The organism is Microtetraspora malaysiensis, from assembly GCF_050947145.1.
GTDB classification, from domain to species: Bacteria; Actinomycetota; Actinomycetes; order Streptosporangiales; family Streptosporangiaceae; genus Microtetraspora_A; species Microtetraspora_A malaysiensis.
In genome coordinates, this window is the sequence record NZ_CP191998.1 from 4705045 (window position 1) to 4718511 (window position 13467).

Here is a 13467-nt window from a genome sequence, read left to right on the forward strand (position 1 = left end):
CGGCCCCGGCGGCGGCCGACCGTGAGGGCGCGTCAGGGGATCTGGGCCTCGAGGTGGGCGAGTTGGGCGGCGAGGATCTCCTCGAACGAGGCGCGGCGGTCGGCCCCGAGGGGGCGGATGTCGCGGGCGAAGTGGGCCAGGGCGGGGAAGCGTTCGGGGTCGGCACCCAGGACCGCGACGCGGAACTGCTCCATGCCCTGTTCGTGCTCCTTGGGGGTGATGGCGCCAAACCCGGCCTCGGAGGAGATCAGCGCCGCAATGAGGATCACGATCCGGTGGTAGCGCGCCGGGATCTCCGCGTCGGGCAGGCCCGAGGCGCGCAGTGCCTGGAGCAGCTCCTCCATGACCAGCCGGGAGCCGGTGCCGCCTGACGCGTAGCGTCCCCAGATCGCGGCGAGTTGGGGTTGCTCGCCGAATGACTCTCTCAGGCGCAGAGCCAGGGTGGTGATGCGCTGCTTCCAGTCGCCCTCGGGGTGGTAGCCGTCCATGGCGGACAGCAGGACCCGGTCAGCGACCGCGCGCAGCAGCTCGGTCTTGTTGCGGAAGTGCCGGTAGAGGCTGGAGGAGTCGGTTCCGAGCGCTGCGGCGAGCTTGCGAACGCTGAACGACTCGGCGTCGCTCGTGCGCAGCAACTCTGCCGCCGTGTCCAGGATCTCCTCGGTCGACCAACGCCTTCGGCCTGCCATCTCGCCCCTCTCGCCGCTCCTCGTCGTGACTCAGCCTAACTTATGCACTTGCTGATGCACGCACTGCGTGCATAATGAGGACGCATGCTTTTCGGGAGACTGCACGACCTGCGCAACGCCCGAAATGCACGGCCACCACGACACACCCGGCCGCCAGCCGGGGAGGGGAGAAGGAGACATGAGCGAGCCCACCGCTACGACGCGGCCGCTGGAGCCGGACTGGTCGGCGATAACAGCCGAGGAACTGATCGCCTACCGCGACGCGGAGAACCGCTTCCGAGCCTCCAGCGCGGCGCGGGCGATCACCGGGGATCCGGATCCCGGCGCCGCGATCGACTGGCAGGAGGTGGCGCTGCCCGACCGCGACCTCCCGGTCCGGGTGTACCGGCCCGCCGACGAGAACCGCGCCAGGGAGGCCGCCCCGGCCGAGCTACCGCTCCTGCTCCACGTACACGGAGGCAGCTTCGTGGGCACGGCGGTGCAGTGCGACTGGACCAACAGCCACCTCGCCGCCCGGCTGCCCGCCATCGTCGTCTCGGTCGAGCACCGCCTCCTCGATGCGGCAACCCCGCTGTCGGCGGCCGCCGACGACGCCTGGGACGTGCTCCGGCACGTGATGCGGCACGCCGCGCAGTGGGGCATCGACCCCACGCGCACGGTCGTGTTCGGCGAGAGCTGCGGTGCGCTGATCAGCGCGCTGGCTGCCATACGAGCCAGGGAGGCCGGCCTGCGGCTCAAGGCGCAGGTGCTGGTCAACCCCGCCGTCGATGTGACCGAGACGATGTTCGACCATGCCTCGATCGCCGAGTACGGCTACAGCCCGACCCGGGCGGTGCCGCTGCTGCGGCTGTTCCAGCGGCTCGCGGTTCCGCCGGGAACCGACGCCCGCGCGCTCTCACCGCTGTACGCCGAGAACCTGGGCGGGTTGGCCCCGGCACTCGTGGTGGTGCCGACCCGGGACGCGGTGGCCGATCACGGCCGCCGCTACGCCGAACGACTGCGGGCGGCCGGGACATCCGCGCGGCTGACCGAATACCCCGGAGCGAGGCATGCGTTCCTCTCCATGCCGGGCGTGGAACCGCAGGCCGAGACCGCCCGGGCGGAGATCCTCGAGTTCCTCCGCGCGGCCCTGGCAGGGTGTCACGATGGGAGATGCCGAGTATGACGACGACGAAGCCGAGGACCGGTGGGCTCACCGCAGCCGAACTGGTGGAGGGCTGGCGCGAGGTCGGGGTCGAGGAAGGCATGGCCCTGATCGTGCACTCTTCGCTGTCCAGCCTTGGCCACGTCGAAGGCGGCGCGGCGACCGTGGTCGAAAGCCTACGTACCGCAGTCGGACCCACAGGGACGATCGTGACGCCCACCTTCACCTGGCAAGTCACCGACCCCGACCCCGACCATGCCGGCATGCCCAGCGCCGCGGTACGCGAACGACGTGCGACGGTGCCGATCTTCGATGTTGACCTGCCGTCCAGCATGGGCGCGATACCCGAGGCCTTGCGCTCCCTGCCCGACAGCGTGCGCAGTCCGCACCCTCAGGCATCCGTGGCTGCCGTCGGTGCTGATGCCGCCACCATCGCGGGTCGCCAGACGCTGGGATTCGCCGTCGGTCGTACATCGCCGTTCGGCCGTCTGTACGACATCGGCGGCTACATCCTGCTCATCGGCGTCGGCCACAATCGCAACACGTTCCTGCACTACGCCGAGACCTTGACGCCCCACCCCCGCCTGAAGGTACGCCGCTTTCCGATGGACATCGACGGCGAACGAGTCTGGCTGGAGACACTCGACGTCGGTAACGACAATGACATGCACTTCCCCACCGTCGGCCACGAGTTCGAAGAGCACGCCGGCATCCTCGAGGTCATGGTCGGTGACGCTCCCTGCCGCTTGATCCCCGTACAACCCTTCGTGTCCTTTGCTGTCCCCCGCCTCACCGAACTACTCCCCCCCGGCGCCGGGTAGCAGGCATGGGCAACAGGCTGTCTGCCGAGGCAGGCCCTGCCCGGCGAGGTGCCCTGAGGCAGTGACCGCTCGTTCCGGAGCTACCGGCTCCCGAGCGAACGAGTCCAGTAGCCGATCATGTGGTCGGCCATTCCTGACTGAATATCCGCTGTGTCTGGGCGACGTGCATTCGTAGGATCCGTGCATGACGGACGAGAACGAGCGGGCAGTGCAGGCGGCCATCGATGGTGAGTTGCGGCTTCTCGATCCTGAGGTGCGCGCTTCCCCGGCCCTTGTTCGGGAGCTTCTGGATCCGGAGTTCACCGAAATCGGAGCCTCTGGACGCTGGTGGGACGCGGAGTCGATCCTCACGGTGACGAGTGCGGGAACGGTGTCCCCCGGGTCGCCGGTCAAGGTCAGCAAGATGTCGGGGGTCGTGCTGGCTCGGGGGATCGTTCACCTGACGTACTTTGCTGACAATCAGGGGCGCCGGGCATGGCGGAGCTCTCTGTGGCGCCTGACGGAGACTGGCTGGCGCGTCTACTTTCATCAGGGCACTTTGGCCGGCCGCTTTGAGCAGTGATGTCTCCCAGACCGAGAGTCCCAGGGTTTCGGGCGCACTGAACTCATCGCCGTATCCGTGGCCCATGTAGCGGGTGACCCAGACCCGGCGCCGGGCAGGGCCGGTGGGGCGACGTCGGCGTCTATCCCAGGGCCTGCGGTCCCTGTCAGCCGACGTCGCCCTCGGGGGTGGCGTCCGTATCGTCGAGGCGGTCGAGGATCCTGGTGCTCAGCCGTTCGAGCAGGGCGACCTCCTCGCGGCTGAGCCCGTCGAAGAAGAACCGTCGCACCACGCCGACGTGACCGGGCGCGGCGGTGGTGATGGCCCGGCGCCCCTTCTCGGTGAGCACGATGAACGCGCCGCGCCCGTCCTCGGAGCACTCCTCACGGTCGACCAGGCCGCGGCGTCGCATCCGGGTCAGGTGATGCGACAGGCGGCTCTGCTCCCACTGCAACGCCCATTGCAGCTCGTACGGCCGGAGCCGCGCCTCGGGGGTGTCGGTGAGGTGGACGAGCACCTCGTAGTCGGCGAGGGACAGGCCCGAACCGAGCTGGAGCTGGCGGTTGAGCGCCGCCGCCAGCCGGCCCTGCATGCTCAGGTAGGCCCGCCAGGCGCGCTGCTCGTCGGCGTCCAGCCAGCGCGCGTCGCGTCCGGAGGCCGCCCCACCGGAGGGGCCGGGCAAGGAGGGGCCGGGCAGGGAGGGACCGTCCATGCCGCTCACCCTATCCAGAACGGATGACACGTCATGCGGTTGGAAATAAATGACGCGTCATGTACGTTGCGGGGCGAATGTAGATGACAGATCATCTACGGAGCCGGACCCGCGTCCGGCCCTTCGGGCGAGACCTCCGGAAGGGGATCCCATGACCAGGATCACGCCGACCCCGCGGGTGGACGTCCACCGCGCGGACGAGCGGTTCACCACCGCCACCACGTGGTTGGATTCCCACCACTCCTTCTCCTTCGGCCGGCACCACGACTCCGGCAACACCCACCACGGCGTGCTGCTGGTCAACAACGACGACCGCGTCCTCCCCGGCACCGGGTTCGACACCCACCCGCACCAAGACATGGAGATCGTCACCTGGGTCATGGAGGGTTCCCTGGTCCACCAGGACTCGACCGGCCACTCCGGCGTGATCTACCCCGGTCTGGCGCAGCGGATGAGCGCGGGCACCGGCATCCTGCACTCGGAGAAGAACGACTCCTGGCGGCTGCGGGGTGGCGCGGCGCACGATGAGCCGGTGCACTTCGTCCAGATGTGGGTCGTCCCCGACGAGCCCGGGATCACGCCCGGCTACGAGCAGCTCGAGATCGAGGCCGATCTGCTGTCCGGCGGCCTGGTGCCGGTGGCGTCCGGGATGGACAAGCATGACGGCCTCTCCGCCATCCGGATCAAGAACCGGTACGCCGCGCTCTACGCCGCGCGACTGCGGCCGGAGCAGAGCGTCGAGCTGCCCGAGGCCCCGTTCCTGCACCTGTTCGTGCCGCGCGGCACGGTCACCCTTGAGGGCGCGGGCACGCTCGGCCCCGGCGACGCCGTACGGTTCACCGCGACGGGCGGACAGCGGGTGACCGCGGTCGAGCCCGCCGAGATCCTGGTGTGGGAGATGCACGCCACGATCGCCGCCTGAGGGCCACGGCGCTGAGAGTCCGTTCTGTACACACCCGGGATATCGTGGGCGATCCGGGCGCCCGTCGAAGGAGCCGAGACGTTATGGAACACACCGAACCACGGGTCGTCGACGACCCGGAGGCCGACCGGTTCGAGATCACCGTGGAGGGGAAGGTCGTCGGCTTCGCCGACTACCGGCGCCACGGATCGCGGATCTCGTTCCCTCACACCGAGATCGACCCCGCGTACGGCGGCCGCGGCCTCGGCTCGACGCTCGTCCGGGGCGCTTTGGACGCGTCCCGGGCCGCCGGGCTGTCGGTCCTGCCGTACTGTCCGTTCGTCCGCGAATACATCGCCCGGCACCCCGGCTATCTCGACCTGGTGCCGGCCGACCAGCGCGAGCGCTTCTCCCTCCCCGCTGGTGCGGACGGCAGCGGCGGAGAGCCGGCGTGACCACCCTGCCGACACCCGAGGCGTACGAGTGTGAGGAGGCGACGGCGGCCGAGCCGGAGAGTGTGCTCCTCGCCGGACACGACGTCCCGCTCGGCCGCTACACGACGGTGCGGCGGCTGCTGCCGCAGCGGCCGCGCCGGATGGTGGGGGCCTGGTGCTTCGTCGACCACTTCGGCCCGGACGACGTACGCGACCGTCCGGGCATGCAGGTGCCGCCGCACCCGCACACCGGGTTGCAGACGGTCACCTGGCTGGCCGAGGGAGAGATCCTGCACCGTGACAGCCTGGGCAACGCCCAGACGATCGTGCCCGGCCAGCTCAACCTGATGACGGCGGGACACGGGATCGCGCACTCCGAGCAGACGCCGCCGGAGCATCCGGCGGTCATGCACGGCCTGCAGCTCTGGGTGGCGCTGCCGGAGGAGGCCAGGCACGGCGGGGCACGGTTCGAGCATCACGCCGCGCTGCCGGAGCTGCGCGAGGGCGACGTCACGGTGACCGTCGTGGTGGGCGAGATCGGGTCGCTCCGCTCCCCCGCTCTGGTGCACACGCCGCTGCTCGGCGCCGAGGTGCTGTTCCACGGCCCCGGCCGGCACCGGCTGCCGGTCGATCCGTCGTTCGAGACCGCCGTGCTCGTCATGTCCGGCGCGGCGCGCGTCGCGGGCGTGCCGCTCTCCCCCGGCGCTCTGCTGTACCTCGGGGAGGGCCGCTCCGAACTGGTGATGGAGACCGACGCGTCCGCGCGGCTGTTCCTGCTCGGCGGCGAGCCGTTCGAGGAGCCGCTGGTCATGTGGTGGAACTTCGTGGGGCGGTCGCACGACGAGATCGTGCGGGCGCGTGACGACTGGATGCGGGACGCCGGCTTCGACGGTGGCGGTCACCCGGCCACCCGCTTCGGCATGGTCGGCTCCTGTGAGGAGGGGCCGCTCCCGGCGCCCGAGATGCCCACCGTATGGCTCAAGGCCCGCGACCGGCACGGCCGCGTCCAGGCCGGATAGGCCGTTTCGGCGCCCCAGCCGCCTCCCCGGTCAGGAGGGGAGCGGCTGGGCGGGACGCTCCGGAACGCCGGCGGGGGCGGTCGTCAGGGGAAGGCGCAGCACGAAGCGCGCCCCTCGCGGGGAATCCTCGATGGCGAGGGAGCCGTGGTTGGCCATGGCGGCCTCCCGGCTGAAGGCGAGGCCGAGCCCGCTGCCGCCGGGGTCACGGCGGCGCCCGTCCGCCAGCCGGACGAAGGGTTCGAAGACCCGCTCGCGGTCCTCGAGCGCGATGCCGTCACCGTCGTCATGCACCACGACCACGGCCTGATCGCCCGCGCGTTCCACCTCGACGTCCACCCGGGTGTGCGCGTGCCGCTGCGCGTTGGCCAGCAGGTTCCCCACGGCCCCGGTGACGGCCAGCCTGGTGGCGAAGGCGGTCGGGTCGCCACTGGCGTGGAGTCGCACCTGCATGCCCTGGGATCGAACCGCGATCTCCTCCCGCACCAGCTCGGTCAGGTCGAGCGGCTCGGGAGCCGCCGAACCGGTGTTTTTCACCTTCGTGTACGCGAGCAGCTCGTCAATGATCACCTGGAACCGCTCGGCGCTGCGCAGGGCGGCGCGCAGCGTCTCGTGCGGGTCGACCTCGTCGGGGTAGTCGAGCGCCTCCTCGATCTGGGCGCGCAGCGCGGTGACGGGTGACCGGAGTTCGTGGGAGACCAGGGAGGCGAACCGGCGCTGGTTGGTCATGACCTCCTCCAGCCGCTCGAACAGCTTGTTGGAGGAGCGGGCGAGCCGCGCGATCTCGTCGTCGCCGCGCGCCTGGGGCAGCCGCCGCAGGCTCAGGTCACTGGTCGTGAGGTCGATCCGCTTCGTGATCGCCTTGAGGGGGTGGAGGATCCGGCCGACCACCATCCAGGTGATCCATGCGGCGGCGGCCGCCACGAACAGGACGCCTGCGGCGATCCACGCCACGGTGAGCGGCTGCGTTCCTTGCGGGACAGGCCCGTGCGTGCTGCCGCGGGCCACGAAGTCGATGGCCGCGCCGCCCGTGATGAGAACCACCAGGAACAGCGCTCCGACGAGGAGGGTGTACCGGCCCTGGATGGAGCGGGGCAACGGCAGGTGCGGCCTTCGCGATCTCATGGCGGTCTCCCCTCTGACCTCCGGCACCATCAAATCGACAAACCTTACGAAAGACCCTGACTAATCCCAACAATGGTCAAAGAGCGTCAAGCATTATCAAAGTCTGACTAGTTCATTACCTTCCGATGACCTGACGTCCGATCTCCACGCGCTGGCGGCCGGTCCGCCGGCATCATCGGCGGCCTCGAGCAGGATCTCGGTCACCTGATTGATCCACATGGACGACGACGTTAGCGCCCGCCTGCTTGAGGGAGTCGAGGCTCCCAACGTCCCGACGCTACGGAATGAGTGTGACCTCGGGGAACCTCGGCGACGGGCCGTCCAGCAGGTGGCCCCTGCCCCGCAGGTGCAGGTCGAAGAAGGCCAACGGGTAGGCCCGCTGAACGGCCTCGCCGCGCTTGGGGGCGAGCGTGCCGATCTGCTCGGCGAGCTGGGCGGGCGTCCACTTCAGCAGTGCCGCCGCCTGCGGGGCGATCATTTCCAGGTCGCCGTAGGAGGCGTGCTCGACCCCTTCGGTCCTGATGTTGAGCTTCCAGCCCTTCAGATTCGACCAGAACGTGGCCAGGTCGGGGATCCGGTCGCGGACGGCCTTGGTGGCGGTCATCAGCATGTACGGCCGGGCCAGCCCCGCGGTGACGACCGGGCCCGCCGCCGGGCCGTCCATGGCCAACCCGGCCTTGATCCGCCGGTCCTCGAACATGGCGGACGCGACCGTGGGCCCGCCGGCCGAGTAGCCGAACATGCCGACCCGGCTCAGGTCGAGCAGGCCGCGCAGCCCCTTGGGGAGCTTGCGGTGGTCGGCGTCGGGGTTGCCGCCGCGGTCGAGCACCGTGAGCTGGTCCAGAACGAAGCGGGTGTCGGCGATGCGCTGCTCGTAGATCACCCAGCCGGTCCCGGCGCCGTCGTGAACGGGGCCCACCACCCGGCCGTCGGGGAACTCCACCAGGCCGTCGTAGGTGTGGTCGATTGTGGCCACCACGTATCCCCGGCTGGCCAGTTCCTCGACCACCACGGTGTTGGCCGAGCGGAAGGAGTCGTTGCCCGGGGAGTACAGCACGACGGGCAACCGGCCCTCGCGCCGGTCGGCGGGAGCGCCCTCGTGCCCGTGGGTCCGCGGCAGCAGGACGGCTCCCGGAGGCAGGCCCTCCTGGCGCAGGTACTGGGCCGCTGCCTTGGGCGGCAGCCAGGGCGCGACCGGGTACGCGGCGACCTTCCTGGCCGGGTAGGTCAGGCTGATCATCAGCTCGCGGTTGTGGCCGGCGCCCGCGAACGGGTCCTTCCTTGAGCGGTCGACCAGATGCAGGGACACCGTGCCGAGCGGGGAGGGGCCCGTCGGCGCCGGAAGGGTCAGCTGGGGCGGGGCGGCGGCCTGGCGCCGAGCCTGGGTCGTGAACTGTGTCCTGGCCTCGGCGGCAGTCGGTACGGTCAGCGACGCGACGGCCAGCAGGGCGGCGGCGCACACCACTCGCGGGGAGATCACACGCACTCCTTCTGATCATTGGAAGTGGGAGTGCTCCGAAGCTAGTGACCCGCCCCGGCCAAGGTCGTCTACCCCAGGGCTCATTTCGCGCCGGGGGGCTACGCCTTCCGGCCGATGCCGGGTTCAGCGCACGGCGACCAGCCCGCTGCGGTAGGCGATGATCACCAGGTGCACGCGGTCGCGGGCGCCGAGCTTGGCCAGGAGATGCCTGACGTGGGTCTTGGCCGTACCCGGCCCGATGTGCAGTCGCTCGGCGATCTCGTCGTTGGACAGGCCCTCGGCGACCAGTGCGAGCACCTCCCGCTCGCGCGTGGTGATGCCCTCCAGCGGCTCAGGGTGAGCGCGGCCGGCGAACTCCTTGATCAGCCGCCGTGTGATGCCTGGGGAGAGCAGCGCGTCGCCCGCCGAGACGACCCGGATCGCCGCCAGCAGGTCCCTCGCGGGGGTGTCCTTGAGCAGGAATCCGCTGGCACCGCCGCGCAGCGCCGCGTACACGTACTCGTCCAGGTCGAAGGTGGTGAGGATGAGCACCTTCGTGTCACTGGACGAGGTGATCAGGCGGGTGGCCTCCAGGCCGTCCATGCCGGGCATCCGGATGTCCATGAGCACGACGTCCGGCGCCTGCGCGCGGGCCACTTTGACGGCCTCCAGGCCGGTGCCTGCCTCGCCGACGACGGTCAGGTCCTTGGCGGTGTCCACGATGCCGCACAACCCCGCGCGCACGAGGGTCTGGTCGTCGGCGACCACCACGCGGACGGTCATGCCGCGCGCCCGGGGACGGCGAGGGCGGCGGTCAGGCTGAGGTTCATGCCGGGTGCTCCGTGGCGGGAAGGGTGGCGGTGACGCGGAAGCCACGTCCGGGCAGGGGCGCCGCGTGGAACGCGCCGCCGTACAGGTGCACGCGCTCACGCATGCCGACCAGGCCGTGTCCGAGGTGCGGACCGCCGGCCTCCGGGGAGCCGACGCCGTCATCGGCGACCTCGATGGAGAGCTCGTCCGGCCCGTAGCACAGGGTCACCCTGGCCGAGCCGGTGGCGGCGTGCTTCACCACGTTGGTGAGGGCCTCCTGCACGATCCGGTACGCCGAAAGGTCAATCCCGGGAGGCAGCGCGCGGGGCGGCCCGGTGATGGTGAGCTCCACCCGGACTCCCGCCCCGGCGATCTGCTCCAGGAGCCGGTCGAGGTCGGCCAGCCCGGGCGCGGGCGCGAGATCGGGCCCTTCGCTCCGGTCCTCCTCGCGGAGCACGCCAAGCAGCCGCCGCATCTCGGCCAGGCTCTGGCGTCCCGTGGTCTCGATGGCCGTGAGCGCGGCCCGCGCTTCCTGCGGCCTGTCGTCGATCACCAGGGCGCCGAATCCCGCCTGCACGGTGACCACGCTCATGCCGTGCGCGACGACATCGTGCAGTTCGCGGGCGATGCGCATCCGCTCGTCGGTGACACTCTGCCTGGCCAGGCCGGCCTGGTTACGCAGCAACTCCCCGAGGTGGCGGCGATGCATGCCCACGGTGTACCCGACGGTCCAGACCGTGGTGAACAGCAGCACGGAGATCACCGGAGGCCCGCCGATGCGCGGGAATCCGGGAATCCCGGTCGCCACGGCGGCGACCAGCGACATCCCGAGCGCGACGAAGGCGGTGCGCGGGCGGCAGATGGCCGCCACCGCGTACAAGACGTAGGCCACGGACAGGATCCCCAAGATGATCGCCCCGCGCTCGACCAGCTCCGCCGCGACCAGCCCGGCCAGGGCGAGCCCGAACGCGACGATAGGCCGCTGACGGCGCAGCGCGATCGGCAACGCCGACACGACCACGCCCACGGGAACCACCGCGAACCGCTCGGCTCCCCTGACCTCATTGGCCAGCAACAGGAAGACGGGGAGCGCGTAAGTTACGGCGGCGAGCCGATCCAGAGCCAGCCAGTGCCCCGGCCGGACTCGCCGGATCATCAGCGGAAGCGGGCCTTGATGCCCCTCGACATGCACGGCCCAAGGGTAGGCACAGTGCCCCCGGCAGTCACGGACTTTGTCCGGCCTGTCCACTAGAAGGAGGAATAGTCTTGTTTAGGTAGAGAGCGACGGTGATCAGAAGTGGTCCACCAACGCCAAGTCTCACGCTCACACGTTCGTGACGCCGCCCGGCTCGTGCTGGCCGGCGCACTGGCGGCCGCCCTGACGCTGGGCACCGGTCCCGCCCGGGCGGCCTCAGCGGGCCATGTCTCGACGCTCGACGCGGAGACTCACCAGATGACCGTCACGGACGACGGCCGCACCGTGATGACCTTCACCGCGGGCTTCGGAAAGCCCGGCTTCCGTACGCCGACCGGAACCTTCCACGTGCTCGACAAGGACGCGGCTGTCAGGATGACCTCGTGCAGCGCGAACATCACGTGCGATCCGCATGATCCCAACTACTACGACCTCGTGGCCCACTGGGCGGTGCGCCTGACCGACTCCGGCCTGTTCGTCCACGCGGCGCCCTGGGATCCCGCCATCGGCCAGGTCGACAGCTCCCACGGCTGCATCCACCTGAGCACGGAGGACGCCCGCCGCTTCTACGACTTCAGCCGGGCCGGCGACACGGTGATCATCAAGAACGCCGGCGGCCTCACCGGCGGCCCGAGCGGTCCATAACGTCCCTTCAGCGAGAGGCCGATGCGCGGGAGTTTCCCGTGGAGGGCGCCTGCCGATGATGCTGCTCAGCGCAGGTCGGAGCGGCTGGTTGTACGCGACGACCACGACGCGTCCGGGTCCTGAAACCTCACCCCTCCCGTGCAGGCGTGGCGGCGCACCCCCGCTACATCGTGGACCGATGGGCGGGCGTTGTGGTTTCACTCGGTGAGATAGCGCTGGATCATGGGACTCAGCCAGGCGATGAGCTCTTCCTCCGATGCTGCCACCATCGGCGGGAATTTCAGGATGTAGCGGGACAGAGCCAGGCCCAGCAGTTGCGAGGCGACCAGGGAGGCCCGCAGGGGAGCGCGCTCCGGATCGCCGGTCAGGCCGATCACGAGCGGCATGACCTGGCCGCCGAAGATCGTCCGCATGCGTTCGGCGGCGGCCTCGTTCGTCACGCCGGTACGGAGCAGGACCTGCAGCCCTTCGTCGGCCTCCCACTTGCGCAGGAAGTGGTGGACCAGGCCGGCGCCGGCCTGGTCCGGCGCCAGCTCGGGCAGTTCCAGGTCGAATTCGGCCGCGGCGGCGAACAGCTTCTCCTTGGTGCCGAAGTAGCGCATCACCATGGCCGGGTCGATCCGCGCGTCGGCGGCGATGGCCCTGATGGTGGCCTTGTCGTAGCCGTCGGCGGCGAAGCGTTCGCGGGCCGCGGCCAGGATCACAGCCTTGGTCTCGACGGAGGATCTCCTCATGTCAACAATTGTAGGCCAACATCTGTTGACTTCATCAGCGCCGCTGCCTACGTTGATGCCAACAGCCGTTGACCAAGGAGGCGACATGGACGCCGAAGTGCTCATCGCCGGAGCCGGGCCCGCCGGGCTCACCGCCGCGATCGTCCTGGCCCAGCGCGGCAGGCAGGTCATGATCGTGGACGCGCAGGCAGACGGTGCCAACACCTCCCGCGCCGCCGTCGTGCACGCACGCACCCTGGAGGTGCTGGAGCCGTACGACGTCGCCCACCGGCTGGCCGCGCACGGCATCCACACCCCGGTCTTCACCATCCGCGACCGCGACAAGGTGCTGGTGCCGGTGCCGTTCGACGACCTGCCCACCGCCTACCCCTACACCCTGATGATCTCCCAGGCCGACACCGAGGCCCACCTGCTGGCCCGCCTGCAAGAGCTCGGCGGCAAGGTGATCAGGCCAGCCCGGGTGACCGGCATCGAGCAGGACGCCGACGGCGTCACCGCCACCCTGGCCGACGGCCGGCACATCCGCGGCGCCTACCTGATCGGCGCCGATGGCCTGAACAGCACGATCCGCCAGAGCGCCGGGATCGGCTTCACCGGCGGCACCTACGCCGAGTCGTTCGTCCTGGCCGACGTCCGCCTGTCCGGCGGAGTGCCGCAGAACGAGGTCATCCTGTACTTTTCTCCCGCCGGACTGGTCGTCCTCGCCCCGCTGCCCGGCGGCCTGCACCGCATCGTCGCCACCGTGGACGAGGCCCCCAAGCAGCCCGGCATCCCCTTCGTGCAGCACCTGCTCGACACCCGCGGCCCCGAGGCCGACCCCGCGCGGGTGCAGGAGCTGATCTGGAGCTCGCGCTTCCGGGTCCACCACCGCATCGCCGACACCTACCGCCAGGGCCGCCTCCTGCTGGCCGGCGACGCCGCCCACGTCCACTCGCCCGCCGGCGGCCAGGGCATGAACCTGGGCATCGACGACGCCGTGCAGCTGGGCGAGGCGCTGGCCCGGGTACTCGACGGCGAACCGGACAGTCTGCTCGACTCCTACGCCGCCACCCGCCGCCCACAGGCCGAGCAGGTGGTCGCCCTCGCCGGGCGGCTCACTGCACTGGCCACCGCCGCCGCCGGCCGCCGCGTGCTGCGCAACCTCGTCCTCGCCCTGGCGGGCCGCATCCCCGCCGTCCGCACCCGGCTGGCCTGGCAGTTGTCCGGTCTGAACAGACGGCACGCCTCGTGAACGCCGAACGACC

Annotated in this window: 14 protein-coding genes and 1 pseudogene; 8 read left to right on the plus strand and 7 right to left on the minus strand. The window is 70.5% G+C overall.

What is annotated here, in order from left to right; genetic code table 11:
- Window positions 1-32 precede the first annotated feature (32 nt).
- A complete protein-coding gene (locus ACQP1V_RS22305) occupies window positions 33-686 on the minus strand; it encodes a TetR/AcrR family transcriptional regulator (protein WP_433411334.1) in 654 nt (217 codons plus the stop codon).
- 178 nt (window positions 687-864) lie between these two features.
- On the opposite strand from ACQP1V_RS22305, the gene ACQP1V_RS22310 reads away from it, so the two are divergent.
- From ACQP1V_RS22310 to ACQP1V_RS22320, 3 genes are all read left to right on the plus strand, one after another.
- Window positions 865-1851 (plus strand): alpha/beta hydrolase, encoded by a 987-nt coding sequence (locus tag ACQP1V_RS22310; protein ID WP_433411336.1) that lies wholly within the window; start codon window positions 865-867, stop codon window positions 1849-1851.
- On the plus strand, window positions 1848-2651 hold the full coding sequence (locus ACQP1V_RS22315; RefSeq protein ID WP_433411338.1) for an aminoglycoside N(3)-acetyltransferase: 804 nt from the start codon (window positions 1848-1850) through the stop codon (window positions 2649-2651). Before ACQP1V_RS22310 ends, ACQP1V_RS22315 begins: the two co-directional genes overlap by 4 nt.
- 184 nt (window positions 2652-2835) lie before the next feature.
- Window positions 2836-3213 (plus strand): DUF4440 domain-containing protein, encoded by a 378-nt coding sequence (locus ACQP1V_RS22320; protein WP_433411340.1) that lies wholly within the window; start codon window positions 2836-2838, stop codon window positions 3211-3213.
- 145 nt (window positions 3214-3358) lie between these two features.
- On the opposite strand, the gene ACQP1V_RS22325 is transcribed toward ACQP1V_RS22320, so the two are convergent.
- On the minus strand, window positions 3359-3904 hold the full coding sequence (locus tag ACQP1V_RS22325) for a MarR family winged helix-turn-helix transcriptional regulator (protein WP_433411342.1): 546 nt from the start codon (window positions 3902-3904) through the stop codon (window positions 3359-3361).
- 151 nt (window positions 3905-4055) lie between these two features.
- On the opposite strand from ACQP1V_RS22325, the gene ACQP1V_RS22330 reads away from it, so the two are divergent.
- From ACQP1V_RS22330 to ACQP1V_RS22340, 3 genes and pseudogenes are all read left to right on the plus strand, one after another.
- Window positions 4056-4826, plus strand: coding sequence for a pirin family protein (locus ACQP1V_RS22330; protein ID WP_433411344.1), 771 nt, complete (start codon window positions 4056-4058; stop codon window positions 4824-4826).
- Window positions 4784-5260 (plus strand): annotated as a pseudogene (locus ACQP1V_RS22335) (GNAT family N-acetyltransferase); the annotation flags it as partial. The gene ACQP1V_RS22330 and the pseudogene ACQP1V_RS22335, both read left to right, overlap by 43 nt.
- Entirely contained in the window at window positions 5257-6258 is a 1002-nt protein-coding gene (locus tag ACQP1V_RS22340; RefSeq protein ID WP_433411346.1) for a pirin family protein, read from the plus strand. The pseudogene ACQP1V_RS22335 and the gene ACQP1V_RS22340, both read left to right, overlap by 4 nt.
- Before the next feature lie 30 nt (window positions 6259-6288).
- On the opposite strand, the gene ACQP1V_RS22345 is transcribed toward ACQP1V_RS22340, so the two are convergent.
- The 4 genes from ACQP1V_RS22345 to ACQP1V_RS22360 all read right to left on the minus strand — a co-directional run bounded on the left by ACQP1V_RS22345 (window position 6289) and on the right by ACQP1V_RS22360 (window position 10805).
- The gene (locus tag ACQP1V_RS22345; RefSeq protein WP_433411348.1) at window positions 6289-7380 is read right to left on the minus strand and encodes a sensor histidine kinase; all 1092 of its coding nucleotides are present in this window, start codon (window positions 7378-7380) and stop codon (window positions 6289-6291) included.
- A gap of 277 nt (window positions 7381-7657) precedes the next feature.
- On the minus strand, window positions 7658-8860 hold the full coding sequence (locus ACQP1V_RS22350) for an alpha/beta hydrolase family protein (RefSeq protein ID WP_433411350.1): 1203 nt from the start codon (window positions 8858-8860) through the stop codon (window positions 7658-7660).
- 123 nt (window positions 8861-8983) lie between these two features.
- Entirely contained in the window at window positions 8984-9622 is a 639-nt protein-coding gene (locus ACQP1V_RS22355) for a response regulator (protein WP_067139308.1), read from the minus strand.
- 43 nt (window positions 9623-9665) lie between these two features.
- Complete coding sequence (locus ACQP1V_RS22360) at window positions 9666-10805, minus strand: sensor histidine kinase (RefSeq protein ID WP_433411352.1); 1140 nt, start codon at window positions 10803-10805, stop codon at window positions 9666-9668.
- Between the two features lie 195 nt (window positions 10806-11000).
- Here ACQP1V_RS22360 and ACQP1V_RS22365 point away from each other — a divergent pair, with 195 nt between their 5' ends.
- Window positions 11001-11489 (plus strand): L,D-transpeptidase, encoded by a 489-nt coding sequence (locus ACQP1V_RS22365; RefSeq protein WP_433425920.1) that lies wholly within the window; start codon window positions 11001-11003, stop codon window positions 11487-11489.
- A 197-nt stretch (window positions 11490-11686) separates the two neighbouring features.
- On the opposite strand, the gene ACQP1V_RS22370 is transcribed toward ACQP1V_RS22365, so the two are convergent.
- Window positions 11687-12223 (minus strand): TetR family transcriptional regulator, encoded by a 537-nt coding sequence (locus ACQP1V_RS22370; RefSeq protein ID WP_433411354.1) that lies wholly within the window; start codon window positions 12221-12223, stop codon window positions 11687-11689.
- 85 nt (window positions 12224-12308) lie between these two features.
- Here ACQP1V_RS22370 and ACQP1V_RS22375 point away from each other — a divergent pair, with 85 nt between their 5' ends.
- Window positions 12309-13454, plus strand: coding sequence for an FAD-dependent monooxygenase (locus ACQP1V_RS22375; RefSeq protein WP_433411356.1), 1146 nt, complete (start codon window positions 12309-12311; stop codon window positions 13452-13454).
- The last annotated feature ends 13 nt before the right edge of the window (window positions 13455-13467 follow it).

What these genes read in the sequence shown, in the direction of transcription:
- ACQP1V_RS22305 (WP_433411334.1), bottom strand. Translation starts at nt 686, where the DNA reads ATGGCAGGCCGAAGGCGTTGGTCGACCGAGGAGATCCTGGACACGGCG.
- ACQP1V_RS22310 (WP_433411336.1), top strand. Translation starts at nt 865, where the DNA reads ATGAGCGAGCCCACCGCTACGACGCGGCCGCTGGAGCCGGACTGGTCG.
- ACQP1V_RS22315 (WP_433411338.1), top strand. Translation starts at nt 1,848, where the DNA reads ATGACGACGACGAAGCCGAGGACCGGTGGGCTCACCGCAGCCGAACTG.
- ACQP1V_RS22320 (WP_433411340.1), top strand. Translation starts at nt 2,836, where the DNA reads ATGACGGACGAGAACGAGCGGGCAGTGCAGGCGGCCATCGATGGTGAG.
- ACQP1V_RS22325 (WP_433411342.1), bottom strand. Translation starts at nt 3,904, where the DNA reads ATGGACGGTCCCTCCCTGCCCGGCCCCTCCTTGCCCGGCCCCTCCGGT.
- ACQP1V_RS22330 (WP_433411344.1), top strand. Translation starts at nt 4,056, where the DNA reads ATGACCAGGATCACGCCGACCCCGCGGGTGGACGTCCACCGCGCGGAC.
- ACQP1V_RS22345 (WP_433411348.1), bottom strand. Translation starts at nt 7,380, where the DNA reads ATGAGATCGCGAAGGCCGCACCTGCCGTTGCCCCGCTCCATCCAGGGC.
- ACQP1V_RS22355 (WP_067139308.1), bottom strand. Translation starts at nt 9,622, where the DNA reads ATGACCGTCCGCGTGGTGGTCGCCGACGACCAGACCCTCGTGCGCGCG.
- ACQP1V_RS22360 (WP_433411352.1), bottom strand. Translation starts at nt 10,805, where the DNA reads ATGATCCGGCGAGTCCGGCCGGGGCACTGGCTGGCTCTGGATCGGCTC.
- ACQP1V_RS22370 (WP_433411354.1), bottom strand. Translation starts at nt 12,223, where the DNA reads ATGAGGAGATCCTCCGTCGAGACCAAGGCTGTGATCCTGGCCGCGGCC.
- ACQP1V_RS22375 (WP_433411356.1), top strand. Translation starts at nt 12,309, where the DNA reads ATGGACGCCGAAGTGCTCATCGCCGGAGCCGGGCCCGCCGGGCTCACC.